This window comes from Paenibacillus sp. 2TAB19, from assembly GCF_052115185.1.
GTDB lineage: Bacteria > Bacillota > Bacilli > Paenibacillales > Paenibacillaceae > Pristimantibacillus.
Genome location: NZ_JBFRGE010000088.1, coordinates 1 through 23677 on the forward strand (window position 1 = coordinate 1; position 23677 = coordinate 23677).

General features: G+C 50.6%; 17 protein-coding genes and 1 pseudogene. 11 read left to right on the forward strand and 7 right to left on the reverse strand.

The window, feature by feature from the left end:
- Window positions 1-148 precede the first annotated feature (148 nt).
- Genes AB4Z33_RS26280 through AB4Z33_RS26300 form a run of 5 tightly spaced genes read left to right on the forward strand, consistent with a single transcriptional unit; the run spans window position 149 to window position 9611 of the window.
- Window positions 149-2752: a UvrD-helicase domain-containing protein gene (locus tag AB4Z33_RS26280; protein ID WP_442052734.1), complete on the forward strand. Its 2604-nt coding sequence runs from the start codon at window positions 149-151 to the stop codon at window positions 2750-2752.
- Between the two features lie 16 nt (window positions 2753-2768).
- Entirely contained in the window at window positions 2769-3395 is a 627-nt protein-coding gene (locus AB4Z33_RS26285) for a hypothetical protein (RefSeq protein WP_442052735.1), read from the forward strand.
- Window positions 3396-3413: 18 nt separating this feature from the next.
- A complete protein-coding gene (locus AB4Z33_RS26290) occupies window positions 3414-4706 on the forward strand; it encodes a hypothetical protein (protein WP_442052736.1) in 1293 nt (430 codons plus the stop codon).
- Window positions 4707-4723: 17 nt separating this feature from the next.
- Entirely contained in the window at window positions 4724-6754 is a 2031-nt protein-coding gene (locus AB4Z33_RS26295; protein WP_442052737.1) for an ATP-dependent DNA helicase, read from the forward strand.
- 13 nt (window positions 6755-6767) lie between these two features.
- The gene (locus AB4Z33_RS26300; protein ID WP_442052738.1) at window positions 6768-9611 is read left to right on the forward strand and encodes an ATP-dependent helicase; all 2844 of its coding nucleotides are present in this window, start codon (window positions 6768-6770) and stop codon (window positions 9609-9611) included.
- A 558-nt stretch (window positions 9612-10169) separates the two neighbouring features.
- Here AB4Z33_RS26300 and AB4Z33_RS26305 read toward each other — a convergent pair.
- The 3 genes and pseudogenes from AB4Z33_RS26305 to AB4Z33_RS26315 all read right to left on the reverse strand — a co-directional run bounded on the left by AB4Z33_RS26305 (window position 10170) and on the right by AB4Z33_RS26315 (window position 12822).
- Window positions 10170-11393: an outer membrane protein assembly factor BamB family protein gene (locus tag AB4Z33_RS26305; protein ID WP_442052739.1), complete on the reverse strand. Its 1224-nt coding sequence runs from the start codon at window positions 11391-11393 to the stop codon at window positions 10170-10172.
- A gap of 347 nt (window positions 11394-11740) precedes the next feature.
- Window positions 11741-11917: pseudogene (locus AB4Z33_RS26310) on the reverse strand (IS66 family transposase); the annotation flags it as partial.
- Window positions 11918-11967: 50 nt separating this feature from the next.
- Window positions 11968-12822 carry a helix-turn-helix domain-containing protein gene (locus AB4Z33_RS26315; protein ID WP_442052740.1) on the reverse strand — a complete coding sequence of 285 codons (855 nt, stop codon included), beginning with the start codon at window positions 12820-12822 and terminating at the stop codon, window positions 11968-11970.
- 97 nt (window positions 12823-12919) lie between these two features.
- Between AB4Z33_RS26315 and AB4Z33_RS26320 the strand changes: the two genes are divergently transcribed.
- Entirely contained in the window at window positions 12920-13663 is a 744-nt protein-coding gene (locus AB4Z33_RS26320; protein WP_442052741.1) for a phytanoyl-CoA dioxygenase family protein, read from the forward strand.
- A 61-nt stretch (window positions 13664-13724) separates the two neighbouring features.
- On the opposite strand, the gene AB4Z33_RS26325 is transcribed toward AB4Z33_RS26320, so the two are convergent.
- A complete protein-coding gene (locus AB4Z33_RS26325) occupies window positions 13725-14975 on the reverse strand; it encodes an MFS transporter (RefSeq protein ID WP_442052742.1) in 1251 nt (416 codons plus the stop codon).
- Window positions 14976-15101: 126 nt separating this feature from the next.
- Window positions 15102-15983 (reverse strand): helix-turn-helix transcriptional regulator, encoded by an 882-nt coding sequence (locus AB4Z33_RS26330; protein WP_442052743.1) that lies wholly within the window; start codon window positions 15981-15983, stop codon window positions 15102-15104.
- 215 nt (window positions 15984-16198) lie between these two features.
- Here AB4Z33_RS26330 and AB4Z33_RS26335 point away from each other — a divergent pair, with 215 nt between their 5' ends.
- Complete coding sequence (locus AB4Z33_RS26335) at window positions 16199-18493, forward strand: beta-L-arabinofuranosidase domain-containing protein (RefSeq protein WP_442052744.1); 2295 nt, start codon at window positions 16199-16201, stop codon at window positions 18491-18493.
- 143 nt (window positions 18494-18636) lie between these two features.
- Here the strand turns inward: AB4Z33_RS26335 and AB4Z33_RS26340 are convergent, their stop codons facing one another.
- Complete coding sequence (locus tag AB4Z33_RS26340; protein ID WP_442052745.1) at window positions 18637-19509, reverse strand: LysR family transcriptional regulator; 873 nt, start codon at window positions 19507-19509, stop codon at window positions 18637-18639.
- A gap of 158 nt (window positions 19510-19667) precedes the next feature.
- On the opposite strand from AB4Z33_RS26340, the gene AB4Z33_RS26345 reads away from it, so the two are divergent.
- From AB4Z33_RS26345 to AB4Z33_RS26355, 3 genes are read left to right on the forward strand one after another with little or no spacing between them, the layout of a single operon-like run.
- The gene (locus tag AB4Z33_RS26345) at window positions 19668-21092 is read left to right on the forward strand and encodes an MFS transporter (RefSeq protein ID WP_442052748.1); all 1425 of its coding nucleotides are present in this window, start codon (window positions 19668-19670) and stop codon (window positions 21090-21092) included.
- 3 nt (window positions 21093-21095) lie between these two features.
- Window positions 21096-21965: an NADP-dependent oxidoreductase gene (locus AB4Z33_RS26350; RefSeq protein ID WP_442052749.1), complete on the forward strand. Its 870-nt coding sequence runs from the start codon at window positions 21096-21098 to the stop codon at window positions 21963-21965.
- Window positions 21966-21978: 13 nt separating this feature from the next.
- On the forward strand, window positions 21979-22533 hold the full coding sequence (locus AB4Z33_RS26355; protein WP_442052746.1) for an NADPH-dependent FMN reductase: 555 nt from the start codon (window positions 21979-21981) through the stop codon (window positions 22531-22533).
- A gap of 75 nt (window positions 22534-22608) precedes the next feature.
- On the opposite strand, the gene AB4Z33_RS26360 is transcribed toward AB4Z33_RS26355, so the two are convergent.
- On the reverse strand, window positions 22609-23076 hold the full coding sequence (locus tag AB4Z33_RS26360) for a hypothetical protein (RefSeq protein WP_442052747.1): 468 nt from the start codon (window positions 23074-23076) through the stop codon (window positions 22609-22611).
- A 218-nt stretch (window positions 23077-23294) separates the two neighbouring features.
- Here AB4Z33_RS26360 and AB4Z33_RS26365 point away from each other — a divergent pair.
- Window positions 23295-23677 (forward strand): sigma-70 family RNA polymerase sigma factor (locus AB4Z33_RS26365; RefSeq protein WP_442052750.1); only part of this gene is annotated, 383 nt, incomplete at its 3' end.

The following is a 23677-nucleotide window of genomic DNA, read 5'->3' on the forward strand; positions in this document are numbered from 1 at the left end:
GTATTAGCTTATCGTTAATGAGTTCTAGAATAATAAATTTTCTTTCGGTTTCCTTCCAAATATTTCATCGACAGATTGTTTTTTCTACCTTAGACTTGAATAATATGGGACTAAAGAATCAGATTTATGGCGGAGTGGGGTGCTTGGATTGAAGATTTTAGTTCTAGATAAATTTTACAAGTCCGTTCCGAAGGACAAGCAGGTCAAGGTGAAGCAACGCGTCTTGTCTCTAGTAACCGAGCTGAAAGAAAACAAATATAACTTTCATTCGCTTTCCAAAGGCAACAGCATGAGGAAGATAGAATCGGCGGGCGAATCGATCTTTAAATTCAAGTACAACGAAGGCGATCGCATCTTGTGCACGTTTGCGGGCCTTTATTATGACGATGTTAGGGAAGAGGATCGCAATAGCCTGGTGCTGATGGAATATTGCAGTCACGATAAACAAATCGTAGCGGCCAAGAAACGGAATTTCGGCATACAGGAGCTGCTGCCCTTCGAGGAGAGCAGCTCCGCGGCACCGGCAAACGAAAGTAAAGGACTAGAGGCGGAAACCGTCGATTTTTCCCTCTATTATTCGGCGCCTTATATGATAAACACGGATACGGATGAGCTCGAGCGATTGTTCGGAGAGGACGCGCCGCTTTATTATTTGGACCCGATCCAATATGAATGCGCATCGGCGGCACATGAGGGACAGCTGGTGCTGGGCTCGGCAGGCAGCGGCAAAACGACGATCGGCGCTTACAAGCTGGCGAATTACGCCAGACATCACCGAGGCGAAGATTTTAAGCTCGTCTACATTACGTTTTCCAAGCGGCTGAAGGATAAGGTGCAGGCGTTGTTCGAAGACATCGCGATTCGCCTTTATGGACTGGATCGAAGCGAGTTTGACGGAAAAGTGGAATTTCTGATGTTTCGCGAGCTGATTGCGGAATCCGAAAGCGACATCGCGCATGGCAACGTCATTACATATGAAAAATTCAAAGCTTGGTACCGAGATCAGAAGGGCCATGAGCGGCAATGGCCTGACCCGTTGGCATTATGGAAGGAGCGCAGAGGAATCCTTCAAGGCATTATCGGAAGCGATTGGCAGTATACGGCAGCTGTCTCTTCCTTAAATTACGACAGCGAGTTATTAATGCTGCTGCATGATAACGAGATGATTGCTTATGACGAGTCTGGACATAGCTTTAAGCTTCGGGAGCCAATGGCGGATATTTGCCGATTCATTAACCGGCAGATGGGATCGGGAAGCTCCGAGCGTTTCCGCATAAGCGTCATTCGTACGTTAAATGAAGCGATAGTGAAATCCAAGGGAATTACCGACGAGCAATACCTCTCGTTAGGCAGTCAATACTCCATGTTCGATAGGGAACAACAGGAGAAGGTTCTCCATATTTTCAAGGCTTATCAGCAGTATGTTCATCGAGAGAACAATCGAGGGTTTTACGAGGAAGGGGATTTGCTGCGCAAAGCATTGTCTCATAGCCGTCCCATCTACGATTATATGGTGATAGATGAGGTGCAGGATTTAACGGAGCTTCAAATTTATTTTATGAGTCAATTGCTGAAGCGTCCAACGAATCTGTATGTTTGCGGCGATTTTCACCAAACGATTAACCCTACGTTTTTTGACGCGGGAAGGGTAGCGAGCATTTGTCAGTTCGTAAGCGGGGACGATCGTATCGGACAACAAGCAACGCTTACCCAGAACTATCGATCCAGTCGCAGCATTGTGGAATTCGCTAATGATGTTGCGGGACTCCGCAACAACAGAATACGGACCAAACAGCGATTGGAATGGATGGAAACAGCTGCGCGCGGTTATACGAATCGTCCTATTCTATATCTTGGTGATCAGGAAGAGCTGTTCAGGCATGCAGCCGACAAAAGCTACGTCATGATTGTCGTTCCTAGCGATGCGGTGAAGCTGGAATTGATTGGAGTGTACCCGGAGCTGGAGTCACGCGTGTTAACGGTGTCGGAGATTAAAGGGATTGAGCGCAAAACGATCATCAGCTATAGGATGATGTCGACGTTCCGTGAAGAGTGGGACACGATCTTTAATCCGCAGACGAAGCTTAGCCATGAGGTTTACCGTTATTATTTCAATCTGTTGTATGTGGCGGTTACCCGTGCGCGCGATACGTTATGCATCATCGAGGATAAGCTGGGACCGGAGGCGAGGCGCTGGTTAAGCGACAAGGCTGAAATCGTCGAGAGATTCGATGCCGACCGTTTAGGCATGGAGGAGGTTTCCACGCTTGATCAGAACTTAAGCGAGGCGCAGGATTCTGAACAAGAAGCGATGTATGCTCATGCGATATCGGTCTACGAGGCCATCCTCCGCAAGGGAAAGGGACAAGGCGCTTCGTACGCGCTTGCTGAGCGCGGCATCCAACGATGCAAGATTATGCTGGCGTATGAGCAGGATCAAGATCCGGACAAAGCGGGCGAGGCATTGATCCAGCTGCGTGAATATGACGAAGCGGTAGTCTTGTTGCGCGGCGGCAAAAACGCGGGGCTGCTGCTTCAAGCGCTGCTATCGTCGCAGAAAACGGACACCTACGATATTGAAGGAGAAATGCACCGCAAAGGGGCATTGCCGGTTAAGGAGCTGCTGAAGCTGAATAACGAAGGKCTGATGAGCCGTTATTTTGATAGAATGACGAAGCCTTATACGGATCATATGGAGCATATTGCGAAAATTTCAAGAGATTTGATACAGATTATGAATCCGGTTCATTAAAGGAGACGGTAGGCATATGGCGGCAAAAACGGAAAATCAATCGATTGAACAGCTTATCAAACGATTTCAAGAGCTTTCCTCGAACACGAAGCAGCTTGACGACACGATTGCGAGTTTCTCGGAGGTCGCGGCAAGCTTCCAAGCGGCCATGGAGGGGCTGGACCAGTCGCATGCTTTTCAGGAGCTGGCCAAACATTCCAAGGATGCAATCGCTAAGTTTGAACAATTAAAGAGCATGAATGAACAACAGGTACTTGGTAACTTGCAAACGATTGTGCACGAGGAAGTAACGATTGCCGTTGAAAAGCTGCAAGATCATATAGAAGAAGAGTTCATGAAGCGGAAAGAACAAGGAGCAGGGGACTCTAAGCGAGACGAAGAAATAATGGAGCTTCTGCGTCACATGAATCAAAAGCTGGACCTGCCGCCGGCAGCCGCGGCTTCCTCGTCTTCAGACGAGATGGCTCAGTTAAAGAGACAGATTGCGGCCATTAACGCTAAGCTTAAGCGGCAAGAGGATTACGAACGGCGCATTGCGATGCTGGAGCTTGAGGTGGAGCTGCTGCGCGGTACGATCGGCATCACGGAAGACGACAACGACAGCTGGCCGATCGACGTGTCCGATGACGATCTGCCATTCTAGCAGAAGGGGCTACTACAAATGACTTTGCAAGAAGCCGTACGATTGGCCAAGCTCCAGCAATACGGAGACGCGCTTCGTATATTTGACTCTTTATATGATGCCGACGAGCAGCAATTCGGCGTATGGGAACTATTTTATTACAGCAAATGTTTAAGAAAAGCACAGCATTTCTCGAGAGCGGTTAAGCTTAATCGTCTTGTCTATATAAGCATGCCCGAGAATGAGCCTAATCGGAATGCGTACGCATGGAACCTGTATGATCTGTACGTCAAGCAAGTGGACGATCGTAGAGTCGATGAGCCTAAAATGTTCAAAATCGCCGCATTCGTTATTGAAATGACGACACAGGATAAATATTCGCCCTACGAACGGACCGTATTCGCGGTGCTTAAGCATTTGAAGAGCAAAGGAAGTCCGCCTTGGCATCTGTTCATGCAGTGGTTAGGCAAGCTGGACCCCAGCCTGTTGAACAAAGATCCGATCGGTATTACCGATACAAGCGGTGTGGTCAGAGAGCTGGCGTCCCCTTTCGAGGAATGGCATTATAATCGGGTAATCGGGTTGTTCGGGCTGGAACAATGGGAAGCCTGCATTGCAGCAGTGGACGAAGCGCTTCAAGCAATTGCTAGCTTTCATTATAATCATCATATATGGATTCGAATCAAAAAAGCGGTATCTGTCTCCATGCTGGGCGATGCTGAAGAAGCGACGCGGCAGCTGGAGCAAATTGGCATTGAATCGAATCATTGGCTCGCGTATCATGAATTGTTCAAGTTGTATTCGCAGCTTGGCGACAAGGAAAAGGCGCTTCGGTCTGCGGCAGTCGCTTTGTTGTCCAGAAGCGGGGAATCGAAGCATAAGATGAAGCTGCTGCTCGAGCTCGGGGCGATGCTCGAGGAGCTTAACCTTAAGCGGGAAGCGCTGCAGCACTACAGTCTCGTACGGGATCTTCGCGCGCACAACGGCTGGCCGTTAATAGAACGTCTCGTTTCACGAATAACGTCGCTTGAGAACGAGACGGGCTTAACGAAAGCCGGCAATCCAAGAGAATTGGAGCGTTATTGGAACAGCCTGAGGCTGAGCAAGCTGGAGAAGAGCAGCGGCATCGTTCAGAAGCTGATCGGTGAAGGGAAGTCGGGCTTCATTGCCGGCGACGAGTCGGGAGCGGTCTTCTTCAGAGCTAGCGATGTGATTGGCAAAGCGCGTTCCTTGCTGGTGGGTCAGCGCGTTAGCTTTTATGTGACGGATTCGTATGATCGCAAGAAGCAGCGAATAACGAAGCAGGCTATCGAAATTAGAATCATAGAATAGAGAGAGGAGGAGTGCTTATGAGCATGCGGATAGCCGATTTTTTTGATCGGGCTGCCCTTACCGGCAGTCAGGCAGAAGCGATTGCTAAGCTGGAGAGCTTCATTCACGGCAGTAATCAGGCTTTCGTATTAAAGGGTTATGCCGGAACGGGAAAAACGTTCATGCTTAGCCGTCTATGCGAATACTTTAAAGCGGTGGATCAACCGTTTCGCTATATTGCGCCTACAGGCAGAGCGGCCAAGGTGCTGCGCAAAAAAACGAATCAACCGGCATCTACGATACATAGTCTTGTCTATCAATTGGACCCCAAACATTCTGTTCTCGAGCTGGAAGAGGAACAATATAAGCTCCTGTTCCGCCTACGAAACAATGAGGATGCGATGAATACCGTCTATATCGTGGACGAGTCTTCGATGGTCTCGGACACCTACAGCGATAATGAACATTTGAAGTTCGGCTCCGGCAAGCTGTTGTCGGACTTATTGGCTTATATTGCTCTCGATCGATCGCGGCGGAAGGTCATTTTTATTGGCGATTATGCGCAACTCCCTCCCGTCAACAGCCGAATGTCGCCGGCATTGTCCATCGATTATTTGGCAGATAAGCATGCGCTGGCTTGCGAGCATTTCGAGCTGTCCGATGTCTATCGGCAAGCACAGGACAGCGGCATCCTTCAGGCTTCGATGCGCATTCGGGGCGAGCTTGAGAGCGCAAGCTACAGCGCGTTAACGATACAGAGCAACGAGAAGGATATCCATGAAATTCCGATTGAACGATCGGTTGATGTCTTTAGCTCGCGGTGGTCGCCTGCCGATGAAGAGAGCGTTATATTGATCGCTCAGACGAACGATGCGGTTTACAAATACAATCGGGCGATTCGCCGCAGACTGGGCATGAACCCTAGCGATATTGTGCAAGGCGATCAGTTGCTGGTCGTCAAAAATACGATGGTCGATGGCGTGCCGCTATTCAATGGCGATTTCATCAGCGTCGTACGTGTCAGTCCGAACCCGGAGATCCGAAGAATCCGCTTAAAGGGCGAAGAGGAAGAGGTTAAGCTGTCGTTCCGGACCGTAATCGTCTCGTTGACCGGGTTAAACGGCGAGCCTCTGCAAGTGAAGACGAAGGTGTACGAGAATTTGCTTTATTCGGGAGAGCGGGAAATTCCGCAGCTGGAGCAGCGGGCATTAATGGCGGATTTTCGTATGCGCAATCCTCATCTGAAGCAGAAGCAAGAGCTGTTCTCGGAAATGCTTCGTTCCGATCCGTACTTTAACGCCTTGCAGGTGAAATACGGCTATGCGATTACTGGTCACAAGAGTCAAGGCGGCGAATGGAAGTCGGTCATCGTCGACTACAGATTCAGCAGCTCGACGCGAAGCGAGCAATATTTCCGCTGGGCATATACAGCTACAACGCGGGCCAAGAGCAGCCTGTACACCATCTATCCGCCGGCAATCGAGCCCTTGGAGGATATTCGTTTCGATTCGGATGCCGTAGGGCAGCTTGCAGAAGGCGTGGCGGATAAGCTTCGGCACTATAATCTTCTACCTTCGGATATCGAATACAAACCGTATCAGTTCATCTGGCATGTGCGGACTGAGAACGCGGAGCAGCGTATTTCCGTCCATTATAACGCGAAGCTGGCGATCAGCTCCTATCAATTGCTGGACGGTGTCCGCAACCTTGACGATCGAATCATGAAGCTCATCATGGATACGCTCATTACAAACGCAAGCGCGGGCACAGTGGCAGGCGATGCAGAGACTTCAGCGTCATTGGTTCAAGCAGTAGAGGACGCCGTTGTGCCAATACTCGCTGAAGCCATAGCAGATTATGAGCTGATTGGCGTAACGGAGCATCCGCATGTTGTGAAAATAAGAGGTTTGGCACTAGGCGAAGAGCTCGTGCTTAATGCATATTTCAACAAAAACAACGCCTTTACGAAGCTGATCGTCGAAAAAGGAATTCAAATCCTCTCTGAGCAAGTATTGTCGCTCGTTAGGCAGAAGCTGCAAGCCGTCAAGATCGGGCAAAGCGTGCGCTAGAAGGGAGCAGCTTATGATGAATCCATCCCAGCAAGAAGCCGTTACAACAACAGAAGGGCCGTTATTGCTGATCGCAGGGCCGGGTTCGGGCAAGACGCGAACGCTGGTCAATCGGGTAGCGCATCTGTTAATCGATAAGCAAGTACCGCCGGAGCGGATTATGATCTCGACATTCACGCGCAAGGCGGCGTTCGAGCTTCAGTCGCGGCTGCTCCATCGTCTCCAGGAGCTGGGGGCGACTGTGAACGTGCAGAACTTGCTGATCGGCACGCTTCACTCGATCTTCCTGACGCTGCTGGACAAGTATCGTACGCTTACGCATTTGCGCAAAGGGTTCCGGCTGTTGGATGACTTCGAGCTGCATTATTTGGTATACCGCAATATGGATCGTTTTCTTGCGATCGAGAATGCGGTTTACTTGACGCTCAAGGACGGATCATACAAGGACCCGACGCCGATTAGCCGAACGCAGCGTCTCGTTTATTGGCTGAACAAGGTCAATGAAGAGATGCTCGATCCGCAGCAGTTGATCGCATCGAACGATGTTCCGATTAGAGCGCTCGGCGAAGCCTATCATCTCTATGAGCAGCTTCTGCGCGAGCTGAACGCGCTTGACTTCGGCATGATTCAGATGACGATGCTGAAGCTGCTGCAGGAGCATCCGGCCGTGCTTCAGGAAATAAGCGGTTCTATTCAGTACATGATGATCGATGAGTATCAGGATACGAATACTATTCAAGAGAAGCTTATCTTGCTGCTTGCCGGCGAGCATGGCAATCTGTGCGTCGTAGGGGATGACGACCAGTCGATCTATCGTTTCCGGGGCGCAACGGTGCAAAACTTGGTGCGGTTCGAGGAGCATTTCGAGCCGGGAGCGTGCAAGGTCATTGAACTGGACGTCAATTACCGTTCGCATCCGCGCATTATTAATTTTTTCGCGTCATGGATGAAGCTGTGCAATTGGAAAGATGGTTACGGTACTTCGTATCGGCTGGAGAAGACGATTAAGCCCGATAAGCCGGATAACGGCAAGACGTCGCGGGTTATTAAGCTGGCGGGCTCTCGCAATGAGCGGCATTGGCATGAGGAAGTGTTTCACTTCCTGAACCATGTCATGGAGCGGGGCGTTATTACGGACTGGAATCAAGTCGCCTTCCTGTTCCGGTCGGTGCGCAGCCCGGAAGTGAAACGGCTGACGGATTACTTGGAGCAGCACGGCATTCCCGTCTTTGCGCCTAGGCGGAACGCATACTTCGACCGTCCGGAAGTTCAGCTAGCGATCGGCACGTTCGCCGTATTGTTCTCTTCCATCATCGATGAGAGGCAGTTGCCTTCTTATATTAGRACATGCACGAGGCTGCTTCGGAACGAGTCGCTGTCGCCCGAGCATATCGAATTCGTTGTATGGGTCAAGGCAATGAAAAAGTCATTCGCGGAAGTTGAGCAAGGGGCGGCGGCTTCCGAAAGCTTGCTCGATCTGTTCTATGAGCTACTGCAGTTTCCGATGTTCCACAAGCTTGTTGCGACAAAGGATCTTGGCAGCGCAAGAGAAAGCCGGGAAGTGCGCAATATGGCGGCGTTGACCAAATGGTTACTGCGCTTCGAGCAGCTTCACGAAACGAATACGAAGGAGCTTGGGGTGGCGGACAAGCTGTTAAGCTTCTTCGACTTCATCGCTTACGTACAGGAGATTGGGCAGGACGAATACGAGGATGAGTCGGACTATGCGCCTAGCGGATCGGTATCCTTCTTCACCTTCCACCAATCGAAGGGGCTGGAGTTTCCGATTATTGTGACAGGCTCGTTAGACAGTACGCATTATTCTCAGTCGGACTGGATCGAGGAAACGCTGCGTCCTTACTACGCGAGACAGCCGTTCGAGCCGCTCGCCCAGACGAGCGAATATGACTTCTATCGTCTGTTCTATACGGCTTTCTCCCGTGCCCAGGAACTGCTTGTGCTTACAGGCAACGAGCAAGGACCTGATTATCGCGGCAGAGGCCAGTTGCCATCGGAGTATATCGAACCTTTGTACAGGCGGCTGCGAAGCTGGCGCGATCCGAACGTTTATTTGGATGAGCTTAAGGCGACGCCGGTTAAGCCCATTGTTCTGCAGCGAAGTTATGCGTACACAACGGATGTTTCGCTGTATAATGATTGTCCGCGCTATTACTTGTTGCGACGCGTATTCGGCTTCGAATCGGCGGCGGGCACACCGGCATTGCTAGGCACGCTCGTTCACTTTGCCATTGAGGACATGCACCAGACGATGCAGACAGGCACGCGCGTAACGGAGCAGCAGCTTGAGGCGTGGATTGAAGAGCATTACGCCGCGCTGACGCAGACTGGACTGGAAGCTCCTGTGGAAATGAAACGTATAGCTTATGAGCATACGTTCAACTACTTGCAATATGTGAGGCTGAATGAGCTTGGCGTCGTGTCCTCGGAGATTGCCGTATCGTCCTTTGTCGGCGATTATTTGATGAACGGCAAGCTGGACGCGGTTCTAGAACGTGACGGCCGCTACGAAATCATCGACTTCAAGACGGGACGCAAACCGAGAAACGATGAAGAGCAATCCCGCTACAAGAAGCAATTGCTGCTGTACGCTGCCCTGTGGGAGAATCGGACCGGCTTGCGGGCAGAGGCAATGCGGTTGTTCTATACGGGGGAGGCGGATGGCGAGCAGGTCGTGTCGTTCACGCGCGAGGAGAGCGAGCTGCAATCGGCAATGGCCGAGATGGCGGCAACGATTCAGCGTATCGAGTCGAAGCAATTCGACGTGGCGGAATCGCCTTTGGCTGTGTGCGCACGTTGCGATTTCAAGAGGTACTGCCACGGGATGGCAGCAGTATAAGTTCAATGAGAGGGCAGCCGTTGCGAATAGCGGTTGCCCTCTTGCTGTTTGCTAGGTATGAAATAAAGGGAATTCCTCCTGCTAATCATTCGCAAATAATCGAATATGCGATGAATAACTGGAATTCCTCCCGTTATTTTCAATGATCTCGCTCATCCGGCAGACAACCTGAGCTATTAACGGGAGTAATTCCCACTATTCGATAAAAGCAGGCCGAGAGCGCCGCATTAACGGGAGAAATTCCAGTTATTCGTACAACGTTAGTAAGTCTACACCGCGAGCGTAAAATAGCCCCCACCTTGTTATCAAGTTGAGGGCAGTTTTACGCTTACGTAAAAACGAAATAGTGGTGTTTGCTGCATTGACGCCCTGGTAAAGGGATATTCACACTTGTTCTTCAATAAAAAATTTCTCAATCTCTCATTACTGAGACAACTGCTACAACTTCTCAAATAATATGTACTTTTGACAGGCTAAGAAGTAGATTGTAACCATTATTATAAAGAGATTCCAGGAATATTCAGCGAGCTTATTTCGTTTTTTTTGTAAGGAAAGTATTTATCTCGGTGTAACTGTCGTCTGCCCCATACTGTTCTGGGAATACACGTTTCGCTGATCGACCAAGACCATGCCGTTAGTGATTTGCTCCTCCCCAATCTGATATCGCTCGATCACGCGACCATCGCTCGCAGAGACGGATATAACAGCTCCGTCGACTCCGCCGACATAAAGACGATCCTTCACTTGCAATGGAGGCACTAGCGATGCTTCGGCCAATTGCTCCTCCCATATCACTTGGTTAAGCACGAGATCGTACGCATACAGGTTACCTGCGCTGTCGGTAATATACAGCATCTGTGCCGCAACAGCAGGCATTGCCTGAACATTTCCTTTCATTTCGAATTCAGTTTCCAACTCGCCCGTCCCGGCATCGAACACATATACCTTGCGCTGGCCGAAGCCGATAATTAAGTTCCGGTCGGCAACAGGGATCATCGTACGAAGGAGCGGCTCCGGCACTTGCACCCTCCAACGAAGCTCACCGTTCAGAAGATCGAGACCGTAGAGCAGTTGCCCCTCATCTCCGAATACGTAAGTGTCATTCACTTCGTATGTCTCTGTCGCTACAGGGCTCTTCGCTTCGTAATTCCAGATTAATGCGCCGCCCGTCCATCCTGAACTCCAATCGAACTTATTCGCCGGAGGTTCCCCCGTGTATTTGATATCCGTATATCTGCTAACCGTATAACTGTATTGATCGTATTTTGTTTCCCGTTCCTTAAGCCCCCGTTGTTTTCTTAAAATCTCATTATAATGATCCGGCAGGGGCGAAGAATCGTTTGAAACGCTGGATTTCTTGCTGTTCTTGATCGCGATCCAAACGACCTTCTCGATGCTGTCGGACACTGATTGATTGAGGTTTATATCCGATATATAGAATTTAAGTTCCGAATCTATCGTGTAAAACATGGATACCGCTTCGAGCTTCTCTCCCACCTGATAAGTCCAGATGGAGGATTGTTCCTTCAGATTAAAAGCTTTAACTTGTTCATAATTCTGACCTACAATGACCGCAAGCTCCCCTTCTTGCAGACGAAGCAGATTGGGAAATGCCTTATTCTCCTGTTTCTCGTCGATGAGAGCTTGCACATCCGTCTTAATCCAATCATGCGTAATGTTCGCTGCACTCCCCGCCAGGAAGAGCGCAACAATCGTAATTAGACACCCCTCATGATTGAAGGCCTTGTGAACGATGAACAAAATACCAGACAATACGATCACAAATATTATAATCCCGCCAACCCAACCCAAAACATCCGATGTATGAAACCCTTCCACCTCAATACCCCCGTTTGCTGTCGTTCAATGTCTATTTTAGGTTTCGATAAAAAGCACACAATTCCCTCTATATTGGAACATTATCCTCACCGTACATACGTAAACGACAAACAGCCCCCGTCTTGTCATCAAGTTGAGGGCTGTTTTACGTATGATCTAAGACAGTGGAAATGCGGCAGGCCAATGGCAGCGTCGGAGACCACGGCAGTAAGTTGTTCAGTGCACCGGAATTTGTAAGGCCAGGCAACTGAGGGAGCTGTTCGAACAGGTACATGAGATAACGAAACGCTCTCAATGGCAAATAGCTCATTACAGAACTGAAGCCCCTGTTGGGCTACTGATTCGGTTTTATCTGAAGAAGGTGTCAATGTCTTCAATGCCTCGTCGAACTTGCGGCGCGCATGGGCCCAACATCCTACGAGCGTGACAACCTTCACCTTGTGGTAGCCAGCGTAAGCGTCCACATGAAACGGCAATTAAAAGTGGGCTAGAATTGAGGCTTACTCTACACCCGCACCTATGCTTTGCGAAGGCTGCCCCACGAGAGCCGGCGAATCTCGGAGGCTGTTTTTCTCGTCGATTGCTTCATGAGCCGCGCGAGATGATGCGAGGTTTTGAAGCCGCAGCGATGGGCGATCTCGGTTACGTTGAGACCGGTATTCGTCAACAGTTCTACGGCGCGTTCAATGCGGTATTGCCATAAATAATGAATCGGCGTCGTCTGCTCGAACTGCTTGAACAAGCGAACGAGATGYTCCGCCGATACGCCGGCATGATCCGCGATGGCTTTGAGCGATACGTCGTCGTTATGATGCTCGTGTATCCATTCCAGCGCGGMGTATACGGCAGGATGCTTTTCCTTCTGAAGCAGCGCTCTCGAGGATTCATTCGGGTACAGATGAAGAGCGGCGTGACCTAAGCTTAGCAGGAGCGGGGCTGTATGCTCCGATTGGCGCTGAACGTTCAAGATCAGGTCAGTGAGCCGGTTCATCTCCTCCGTCAGAGGCAAATATTCGGGCAGCGCGTACAGTTCTGCGCGCGCAGATTTCTCCAGTTCAGGCACATGAACGGCAACCCAGCGGTGCCAGGTTTCCTCCGTGCGCGAGAAAGTGAACGATTCTTCGTGACCGGGCTTCAGCAGCACCGTATGTCCGGGCTGGACATGAAGCTCGCGGCCGTCGATCGTAACCGTCATCTCGCCTGTATATAACATGACGAGCTGAATGTCCTGTTGAATACGCGGACCGAATCGGCCTCCCCGCGGATAGACGATCGAACCGGAAGTAACGGAGGTTATAGCGTCAAAGGATACAGCGTTAGCCAATACGTCACCGCCTTGATGGAATTGCTGGATTATCAACCACAGATACATATTAGCAAATTACAGCCATTGTTGGAACAGGTCTGTAAGCGTATGCTTTGAGTATAGTAAATGGCAATCCAATAAATAGCAAAGGGGATAAGCAAGGATGAATATTACTTTCACACCACCGCTTAAGCCGCTTACAGAGGAGCAAGTCGAATTTTTTAGAGAGCAAGGGTACTTTCTGTATAAGAAGGGAATGTCGGATGACTTGATCGATGCCTTTAACGGACACATCTACGATATTCGAAACCAGCGTCCGATGCCGGAGTGGGCGGCCTGCGACGAAGCGAAGAAATATTCGCTGCGATTGTTTAATCCGCATAAGCATGACAGCTTCTCCAGACAACTGATGAAGAACGCGATTGTGCGCGGAGCGCTTGCGCAGCTAATGGGAAAGGAAGCGGTATGCGTCCAAAGCATGTATTTCTATAAAGAGCCGGGCTCGCCGGGGCAAGCCGCGCATCAGGACTATTATTACATCAAGAATGATCCGATGACCATGATTGCGGCTTGGACAGCGATGGAGGAAGTCGTTAATATCGAGAACGGCTGCCTATGGGTGATGCCTGGAACGCACAAGCTTGGGCTGCTGCCGCACGGCGCGGTGAAAAACATCGAGGAGCATGAGCATTGGACGGAGGAAACGGAAGGCGTGGACACGTCGAGACAAATTCCGGTCGAAATGGAGAAAGGCGATATCTTGTTCTTCAGCGAATTGCTGATCCACTCCTCGAACAAGAACCGGAGCAAGGACCGCTGGCGCCGCTCGTACGTCTGCCACTATATCCGCGAGGACTCGAACGTCCTTCACCGGGAAGACCTTCGCCAGAAGTTCCCGTTATATTAATTGGCTTAATAGAGAAGCCGCATGGAAGTGAAAGCTTCATGCGGCTTTTTTTTGGGCAAAGCTATGAGGATTTATGCAAGTACGCATGGACGACGAACACAACGAAAGATAGGAGAGAAGCTGCCATGCCCAAATACAAGACGAGCGAAATGCCGGTCTGATCGTATATCGTACCGTAGATCGTTGGCGCGATCATACGGCCGGCGCTGCCGAAGCCGCCAACAATGCCCATGTAGAATGGCGCGCTTTTGCCCGCATTTTCGGAGAAGAAGGTCGGGATGACCGGAAGGAGCAGCATCTCTCCAAGCGTACATACGATCATGCCGATCACCAAACATATATAGTTGTCATGGAATAGGGCGATGAATAAATAACCTGCCGTGCAAATAACGGAGCTTGCCACGATCTCCATGCGAAGCGAACCGGCAAGTCTCCTCTTGATCCAATTGGTAATCGGCTGCCCGGCGAATATAACGATACCGTTAGTCGTCCATAGCAGGCTGTACATCGATAGCGGGTAACCGCCGTCGCTCAGATAAGGCGCGATGCCGCTATTCCATATCATAATCGAGACGAAAAACAGCATCTGACCGATGCCCAGAAATAAGTAGATACGGACATTCATCAGCTTCTTGAGCAGCGGCAGATCTTCCTCCATTCCCGCGAAAGAGGAGCTTGCAGCCGATATTGACGTCTTCATCGCCAAGTCGTTAGCCGTGGAGCGGCGTTCGGTTTGCATGAATAAGAGAAGGAAGACGCCGAAAGCGACCGTCGACAATGCCGTAACGACATAGGTCATCGAAAAGGAGAACGCCGCGATAAGTCCTCCGACCGAAGCGCCGACGGCCAGTCCGATATTGTTCCCTACATAGATGGCGTTATACAGCTTCCGCCGATGGTCCGGCCAGCGAAAGCCGATATAGGCGTTGATCGCCGGCGCAGCTACCCCGTTCATTAATCCGTAGATGCTGGTCATCGCCACGTATATCCAGTAATCTCTCGTAAAAACGACCAGTCCGATTAATAAACCGGAAATGACCATCGACGTTACGATTAAATTTTTCGGTCCGAATTTATGATACATCGCTCCGCCAACGAGCTGCCCGATGACGCCTGCGAGCGCTTGGAATAACAGCACCAATCCCGCATCGGCATAAGACCTGCCCAATACTTGATGCACGTACAGCGTCGTCAACGGCCATAGAATAGAGCTGCCGATCGCGTTCGCCAAGCTTGCCGCTATGAACGAGATCGCGTCCTTCGGGTAGCCTCCTACTAATTTACGCCAATATGTTATTGCTAAAAACCCCACTGCGGATACCACCTTATCGCTGCTGCAACTGACTCTTGCTGTTTTTGGAAACGCAATTACGATCATACTCGTTTGCGAGTGAATTAGCCATGTTAGATCATTCCATTCATACGGTCGGGATTACAACTATCTATAGTAAAGCAACCGATTCGCCGAGGCGTTGCGGAACTCCGTCGGCGTCAGATTCGTCATTTGCTTGAACGACTTCATGAAATGCTGGCTGTCGTGGTAGCCGAGCTGCAGCGCGATTTCGTTGACCGTCTGGTTCGTGTCCGTGAGAAGGAATGAAGCTGCTTCGATCTTCTGCTGCATGATGAACTGCTTAAGCGATACGCCGGCAATCGTCGAGAACAGATGCGACAAATATTTGACGTTATAGCCGAAATGATCGGCGATCTGCGACACCTTCAACTGCTCGAACCGATTCCAAGTCATAAAGTCGACGATGTCATTGTAGAGCTGAAGCTGCTTTAGCTTCTTATTCGGCGCGTTTTTGGACAAGTAGGCTTGGTTATACAGTTCGCATAAGATGCTCGTCGTCAAATAGTTATTCAGCGTCGTATCCTGATAGCTTCGCACGGAATCTTGCAGCTGCTTCATCAGTACGACGATTTTGTCATTACTCAGCGTACCTTTGCGAGGGATGACAATGCTTCCCTCTTGTGGAACGTAGGACTCGATCTCGCAGCTGTCCGTTAAGTGTTCGTCTACCGTAAAATGCAGCCAATAAAAACTGCAATCCGACTTCCGATAGCCAAACTGCTTGGCGCGGGGCGGCATAAGAAGAAAGTCGCCTTCCTGCAGCGCATGCTGCTCCTCTTCATCGGCTATAAACAATTGCCCCTTCGTCTGAACGAACAATTCGTAATCCAACAGCAGCCTGCTCATATGCGTCCAGTCTGGCGAAGGCGAGACGAACTTGCCCGTCATCTTTAGGGCAAGCGGTTTTTCGACGTTAAGCCTATATCCGAGCATTCTGACTACACCCACCTCATCTAACCTTTTCACATGTCGAAAGGCATATTGTTAATAGGATAGCAGGCGGCTAACGCAATAACAACCCGATAAAGCATCGTTTTTTGTTGGTGTTGCGACGAGAAAGAAAATCTGACTTTTTTACACGAATTCGAACGTTTCGCCACTTATGCTAGCCGTCGTATAGCGCTAATCTGTAAATAGATTTGATAGCGTTCTATTAACGGTAGAAGAAAGGTGGAAGCAAGATGACGATACAAGAAGCGACGCTGAAACGAGGCGATTTGCTCGATTTCGGAATGGATAAGGTGGTACTGACGGGACCCTATCACGTCAACGCTTTTGCGAAAGAGCTTGAATATTTGCAGAGCTACAACATCGACCGTCTGCTTGCCGGTTTTCGGACCAATCGGGGACTTGAGCCCAAAGCCGAGATTTATCCGGGCTGGGAAAATACAGAGATTCGAGGTCATACGCTCGGACATTACTTAACGGCGTTATCGCAGGCCTACACGAATACGAAAGATCCGGTGTTGCTGGAGAAGCTTGATTACTTGGCGTCCGAGCTGGCGCAATGTCAATTCGAGAGCGGGTACTTGTCGGCATTTCCCGAGACGCTGATCGACAATGTAGAGAATAAGCAGCCGGCATGGGTGCCTTGGTATACGATGCATAAGATCATCGCGGGATTGATCTCCATCTACCATGCGACAGGTTCCAAGATTGCTTTGGATACGGTCRTTCGGTTAGGCGATTGGGTGGCTTCGCGCACTTCGCGTTGGTCGGATGAATTGCAAGCGACCGTACTTGCGGTAGAATATGGCGGAATGAACGATTGTCTATATGAGCTATACAAAATTACGGGCGACGCGAAGCATCTGGACGCGGCGCATAAGTTCGACGAACTGCCGTTGTTCGAAGCGACCGCGCAGGGCAAAGATATTCTTAGAGGCAAGCACGCAAACACAACGATTCCGAAGTTTCTAGGCGCGTTGAACCGTTACTTGGCGGTTGGCGAGAGCGAGAGCTTCTATCTCGAGGCGGCGAAAAAGTTCTGGGATATCGTCGTATACAACCATAGCTATATGACCGGCGGCAACAGCGAGTCCGAGCACTTCGGCGAACCGAATACGCTGAACAGCAGACGTACCGATATTACTTGCGAGACATGCAACAGCTACAATATGCTGAAGCTGACCCGCGAGTTGTTCAAGCTGACCAAAGACCGGAAGTATGCGGACTTCTACGAAACGAACTATGTGAATGCGATCCTCTCCTCGCAAAATCCGGAAACGGGCATGACGATGTACTTCCAGCCGATGGCGACGGGTTATTTTAAAATATACAGCTCTCCGTTCGACCATTTCTGGTGCTGCACCGGCACGGGGATGGAGAGCTTCACGAAGCTGAACGACAGCCTCTACTTCCATAAAGGCAATGAGCTGTTCGTCAATCAATATGTAAGCTCGACGCTGCAGTGGAGCGAGCAAGGCGTACAAATTACGCAAAATTCGGGCATACCGGAGAGCGATCAAACGACGTTTGCGGTGGCAATCGAAGACGGACAAGTGAAGCCGCTCAAGCTGAGCTTCCGCGTTCCTTACTGGGTGAGAGGCGAAGTCGCCGTGAAGCTGAATGGAGTTGCGATTGCGGCTGAGGCCGTGAATGGCTTTATCGCAGTAGACCGGGCGTGGAGTGACGGCGATGAGCTTGCGCTGACGCTTCCGATGAAGATAATCGTCTCGCGCTTGCCGGATAACCGGAATGTCGTCGGTTTTGGGTATGGTCCGGTCGTCCTAAGCGCAGCGCTTGGAACGGAGGATATGACGCAAGCTTCGACAGGCATTATGGTTCGCGTTCCTACTCGCCGAATGCTTGTCAAAGACTTTATTATCCCGTCTGGCATGACAGCCGAGGAATGGATTGAAGGGGCCGAGCAGCATGTCGTCCAAGAGGGCGACACCTTGACTTTCAGGCTTCGGAATACCGATGAGGACGAGCGGTTGTTGTTCACCCCTCATTACAAGCAGCATCATGAACGTTACGGCATCTACTGGAACATCGTCGAGGAAGGCTCGGATGAGCTGAATGAGCATTTGGAGAAGGGCAGATGGGAGCAGCTCGTGAAGGATGCTACAATTGATAGCGTTCAAGTCGGCAACGATCAATATGAGCTGCAGCATGGGATCAAAGGCGAAGAGACGTTCAGCGGCGCATGGGATGGTCAGAACGGCAGGCTGGCGCATGGCGGCGGTTGGTTCAGCTATAAGCTGAACGTTGATCCGGCCGGCGACAATGTGCTGCAAGTGATGTACTTCGCGATGAACCGCGATCGCGTCATGAACATCTACGTGGACGATCAATTGTTCGTCAGCGAGAGATCCGGTCCGGAATGGTGGCGTCGCGTATTCGAAACGAAACATTATCCGATTCCGGCCGAGCTGATCGGCGGCAAGAGCCAAGTGGAGTTCAAGTTCGTGCCGGATGAGCAGGTTAACGGCATTTATGGCATGTTGCGTACGATGAAGCCAATTGTAGAATAGATAGGTATACGAGAAGACCGCATGGGGCTTAGGCTCCATGCGGTCTTCTTAAAATATAAGAAGTATAAAATTTGCTGTTTATTCTGTTCTTATATTTCACTGCGAAACGTTAGCTGTTGCTATGAAAGGACGGCAACGGCCGTTTACGCTTGTTTTTTGAAATAACCTTCGATAAAGGCAAGAAACTTGCGCGCCGCTAGTGAAAAATAACGGTTTTCCGACCAATAGACACGGTAGCTCCGATGACATACAGGGGACTCGACCCGCAGCAGCTTAATGCCAGCTTCTTCTCCGCTTATGCAGCCGAACATCGCTACGCCTAGTCCGGCGCGAACGAGGCTGACGATAGCCGCGGGTTCGTCTACCTGGCAGACGAACTTCGGCGATATGCCGGCTTGCCTCAAGAAGGCGTCGTTGATTTTCTGCATGGCATTCCCTTCCTTGTATCCAATAAACGGATCATTGCCTATCTCGCTGAGACGTATCGTACTGCGGCCTGCGAAGCGGTGATCGCGAGGGACGGCGACATACACATCTTCCTTGAGCACGGTCGCTGAAGATAATCCAGCGAGCTCGATCGGCAATGCCGTAAATCCGATGTCTATGCTGCCCGTCTCCAGCATGCGGGCCATCTCGTCCGTCGACGTTTGCGTGATTTGAATATTGACGTCAGGATATAACGCTAGAAAAGCGCCGAGTGGATCGGATAAGCGATCCAGTGACGTCATAGCCAATCGAATGCTTCCATATTGCAGACCGCCCAAGTCAGACACTTGGCGGCGTCCCTCTTCCAGAAGCTCAAGCGCCGCATCCACCTTTTCCAGAAAGGTTCGGCCGAGCGTGTTCAGCTTGATTTGTTTGCCGATGCGATCAAATAGGGGAACGCCGATATCCTCCTCCAGCCGGGCAATCGTTTTGCTAAGCGCGGGCTGAGCGATTTGCAGCTCCTCAGCGGCTTTCGTCATATGCTCCATTCGGGCTACCTTTTGAAAATAACGCAATTGCAACATTTCCACGGTCGATCCCTCCTCTTATATACTTGATGGAATAATATATATGTTCAAAGATGTATTTTTAATTATTGATTATCGGCTATAAAATAGCATTAAGCAAGCGAAAAAGCATAAATGCTTTCCCGGGAAATAAGTCTGTGCAAGAGAAAGCAGGTGGTGAAATGGTCATACAAGCGAAGAAGGGGCAAGGGCAGCCAATCATCTACATTCTCGCCTTCACGCTGATCATATCCGTCATGAGCGCAACGATGTTCAACATCGTTTTGCCTGATATCGCCGAACGGTTTCGGCTTACGATCGCGCAAGTCAGCTGGGTGACGTCAGGTTATTTGCTCGTCTATGCAGTTGGGACCGTCATTTACGGAAAGCTGTCGGATGCGTATGGACTTCGGAGCGTGCTGACGTTTGGTCTTGTTCTGCTGGCGATTGGCTCCCTGTTTGGATTGATTGCCCAAGCCTATTGGATGGTTCTGCTGGGCCGAGTTATACAGGCAGCCGGTGCGGCGGTCATTCCGGCGGCGGCAAGCATTATACCTGTCCGCTATTATCCCGAAGAGCAGCGAGGCAAGGTTCTCGCTATTGCGATGACAGGGATGTCGATCGGCAGCGCGATCGGTCCGGTCGTTGCCGCGTTTGTAGTCAGCTCCCTCGATTGGCGGTGGCTGTTTTTCATGCCCGTCTTGACCTTACTGGCATTGCCGTACTATCGAAGATTTCTGCAAGACGAGGGCGAGAGGCAAAGCAAGCGTATCGACTGGATTGGAGGCGGCCTGCTCGTGGCAGCGGCAACCTTGCTGCTTCTTGCCATCACGTATGAAGCGTGGGTAGTGGGCGCTTTCTCTGTTGTTTTGTTCATCTTATTATGGCTTAGGGTTCGATACGGTGCTGAACCGTTTATTCCTCGGGGCTTGACCCGCAATAAAGGGTATTCGGTAGGTTTAACGATAGCCTTTCTTGCTACAAGCATCGGGTATTCGCTTTATTTTCTGACTCCGCAGCTATTAAATCAAGTTCAGCAGTTGGATACCGCAATGACGGGTTTCGTGATGGTGCCGGCAGCCGTTACGGCAGCGATATTGGGAAGAAGCGGCGGCAAGCTGGCGGACCGGAAAGGGATACCGTTTCTATTTTATTCCGCTTCGGCCATGTTGTTGATCTGCTTCGCCTTGATGTCAATATTTGCGGAACGATCACCGGTTGCTATCGCGGGTTTTCTAATCCTTGGCGTCGTCGGACAATCCTTTCTTTACATGGCTTTGTCCAATCAAATATCCCGGACGCTGGCGAAAGAGCAGATTGGCATAGGAATGGGTTTGCTGGCCATGTCGAACTTTATGGCAGGAGCGATCTCCGCGAGTCTATACGGGAAAATCGTCGATCATGGATCAGGCGTACATTGGAGTCCGATGATCATTGAACCGAAGGCATTCGTGTACAGCAATCTTTATCTTGTACTTGGCCTTTTACATGTAGGTATTTTATTGGTATACGGGTTTAGGTTTGGAAAGAGGAACAGGAACGTAAAAGGAGGAGTTAGGATGAGAGCAGCAGCGTTTCATGAATACGGGGGGCCGGAAGTGATGTAGGTGATGGAGTTTCCGGATCCGCAAGCAGGACCTGGACAAGTGAGGGTTCGGGTGAAAGCAGCGGGCGTGCAGCATTATGATTGCAGTATCCGGAGCGGATGGACACCGCCGGGGGTAAGCGAGCAATTGCCGAAAATCCCGGGGAATGAATTCGCCGGCATTATAGATCAGGTTGGCGATGGCGTGACGGAGTTTACGGCTGGCACCGAGGTGCTAGGCTATTCACTGTTGAATTGCTATGCAGAATATGTGGTGGTGGGTGTTGACCAGCTGGTGAAGAAACCGGCTAATATGCCATGGGAAGTTGCAGGCGGCTTGACGGGTAACGGGCAAGGCGCTTATATCGCCCTTCGTGCCATCGGCGTCGGAGAAGGAGATACGGTTCTGATTCATGGCGCCGCTGGCTCGCTGGGATCTTATGCCGTACAGCTTGCGAAGCTGTGGGGAGCGAAGACGGTCATCGGAACGGCAAGCGAGAGCAACCACGACTATGTTCGCTCATTAGGGGCGATACCGGTGACTTATGGAGAGGGATTGGTCGAGAGGGTACGCGCGCTCGCTCCAGATGGCGTCGATGCGGCTTTCGATACGGCCGGCGCCGAGGGTGTGCGGGCATCTGTCGAATTAGTGGAGGATCGAAACCGAATCTGTACGTTTGTCGCATACGACATCATTGAAGAGCTCGGCATTCCGGCTGTCCGCGGCGTGCGTTCTGCAGCCAGATTAGCTGAGCTTGCCGGGCTTCATGCCAGTGGTAAGCTACGCACGACCATTCGTCAGACATTTCCGCTTGAACAAGTCCAAGCAGCGCACCGCTTAATCGAGACTAGGCATGGCGGGGGGGAAATCGTTCTTACGATGGATAACGATTGAGGAGGGGAAAGCAATGAATAAGGACAAATTGTTGAAAATCGGCATTATATTAGGCAGCACAAGGCAAGGACGGGTTAGTCCGCAAGTAGGCGAATGGGTGAAAGAGGTAGCGGGCAAACGAAGCGATGCGGAATACGAAATCGTCGATATCCGCGAATACCAGTTACCTTTTTATGGGGAAGGAAACGGGGAGGAGCCGGGTTTGAAGGCGTGGCAGCAAACAATTGATCGGCTCGACGGCTATGTCTTTATCGTTCAGGAGTATAATCATAGCATTACCGGCGCACTGAAGAACGCGCTCGACTCTGCTCGCAAGGAATGGAACGACAAGGCAGCCGGTATCGTTAGCTACGGTTCGGCCGGCGGGGCTCGCGCCGCAGAGCATTTGCGGGGAATATTGGGCGAGGTGTGCGTAGCCGATGTCCGCAACAATCCGACCTTTTCCCTTTATACAGATTTCGACCGGAACAGGGCGTTCAAACCAGCCGATGTGCATGGGAAAAACGTAAACGCCATGTTGGATCAGGTCATATCGTGGAGCGGTGCTTTGAAAAGCTTGCGTAATTAACTAGATAATAACAGGACCACTGTAAAGCGAGGGACGCCCCTTGGCTATACAGTGGTCCTTTTGGTGCGGAGAGTGTTAGTTATCCGTATATTTGACTACCCAAGATTCACGCCACTCCTGAAAGGACTTCGGCTGCAGCTCCTCCAACGTCTTCCCTTCGAGCGACCAGTAGCCGCCATCCGCCGTATCGCCATGTGGGTACGATGTTCCGCCGAAAGGCTTGCCATCGACCTCATAGACGTAAACGTCCACTTTGCCATTAGCGAGCGGGTGCTTCGTTACGATAAACTTCTCGGAGTTAATGGTTTTGCCGATATAATCGGCGGGATCAACGGACTGAAGTCCCCAATACATCATGTAGGGGAGCTGGGTCAGCTTCTCCTTGGTCAGCTCATAGCTTGACGAGGGTCCCTCGTAGGAAATAATTGTGTACCCTTTTTCTTCGATATAATCGGTGATAGCAGAACGTTCAAATGGCAATTCGTTGCCCCCAGAGCAGCCGATTAGTAGAACAAGTACTATAATCGAAATCAGAACCTTCATTGAGCTCGCCCCCGTCGTGTTGACTCTTTGTTTAAATAACGATTACTCACCGTATTAGGTTGCATGATCGTATGGTATGTTGAGGTTCTCCCCCATTAAGGTTTAACTTTACCCGTACATGCACTTCTAGGCGGTTACCCACATACAATGTACAACTGACGTTCTTGCTAGGGGAGGCAGCAGCCTCGACCTTGCCAATACAGCATGGGGGTGTACGTATTATGGGTTTGTTCGCTGCTATTGCGTTGTTCATTAAGCAGTTGTCGCTGCTTGTGTCTTATGTGAAAAATAACGCTTTTCCTCAACCGCTTCAAGAGGAAGAAGAAACAAAGCATTTGCAACTGATGGCTGAAGGAAATGCAAGGTCGCGTAACTTGCTTATCGAGCACAACCTGCGACTTGTAGCCCACATAGTAAAAAAATTCGATAACACGGGCGAGGATCTCGAGGACCTGATCTCGATCGGCACGATTGGTCTCATCAAGGCGATCGAGAGCTTCCAGACCGGCAAAGGCACGAAGCTGGCGACGTTCGCGGCACGTTGTATCGAGAACGAAATACTTATGCACTTAAGGTCGCTTAAGAAGACGCGCAAGGACGT

What these genes read in the sequence shown, in the direction of transcription:
- AB4Z33_RS26285 (WP_442052735.1), top strand. Translation starts at nt 2,769, where the DNA reads ATGGCGGCAAAAACGGAAAATCAATCGATTGAACAGCTTATCAAACGA.
- AB4Z33_RS26290 (WP_442052736.1), top strand. Translation starts at nt 3,414, where the DNA reads ATGACTTTGCAAGAAGCCGTACGATTGGCCAAGCTCCAGCAATACGGA.
- AB4Z33_RS26295 (WP_442052737.1), top strand. Translation starts at nt 4,724, where the DNA reads ATGAGCATGCGGATAGCCGATTTTTTTGATCGGGCTGCCCTTACCGGC.
- AB4Z33_RS26320 (WP_442052741.1), top strand. Translation starts at nt 12,920, where the DNA reads ATGAATATTACTTTCACACCACCGCTTAAGCCGCTTACAGAGGAGCAA.
- AB4Z33_RS26345 (WP_442052748.1), top strand. Translation starts at nt 19,668, where the DNA reads ATGGTCATACAAGCGAAGAAGGGGCAAGGGCAGCCAATCATCTACATT.
- AB4Z33_RS26350 (WP_442052749.1), top strand. Translation starts at nt 21,096, where the DNA reads ATGGAGTTTCCGGATCCGCAAGCAGGACCTGGACAAGTGAGGGTTCGG.
- AB4Z33_RS26355 (WP_442052746.1), top strand. Translation starts at nt 21,979, where the DNA reads ATGAATAAGGACAAATTGTTGAAAATCGGCATTATATTAGGCAGCACA.
- AB4Z33_RS26360 (WP_442052747.1), bottom strand. Translation starts at nt 23,076, where the DNA reads ATGAAGGTTCTGATTTCGATTATAGTACTTGTTCTACTAATCGGCTGC.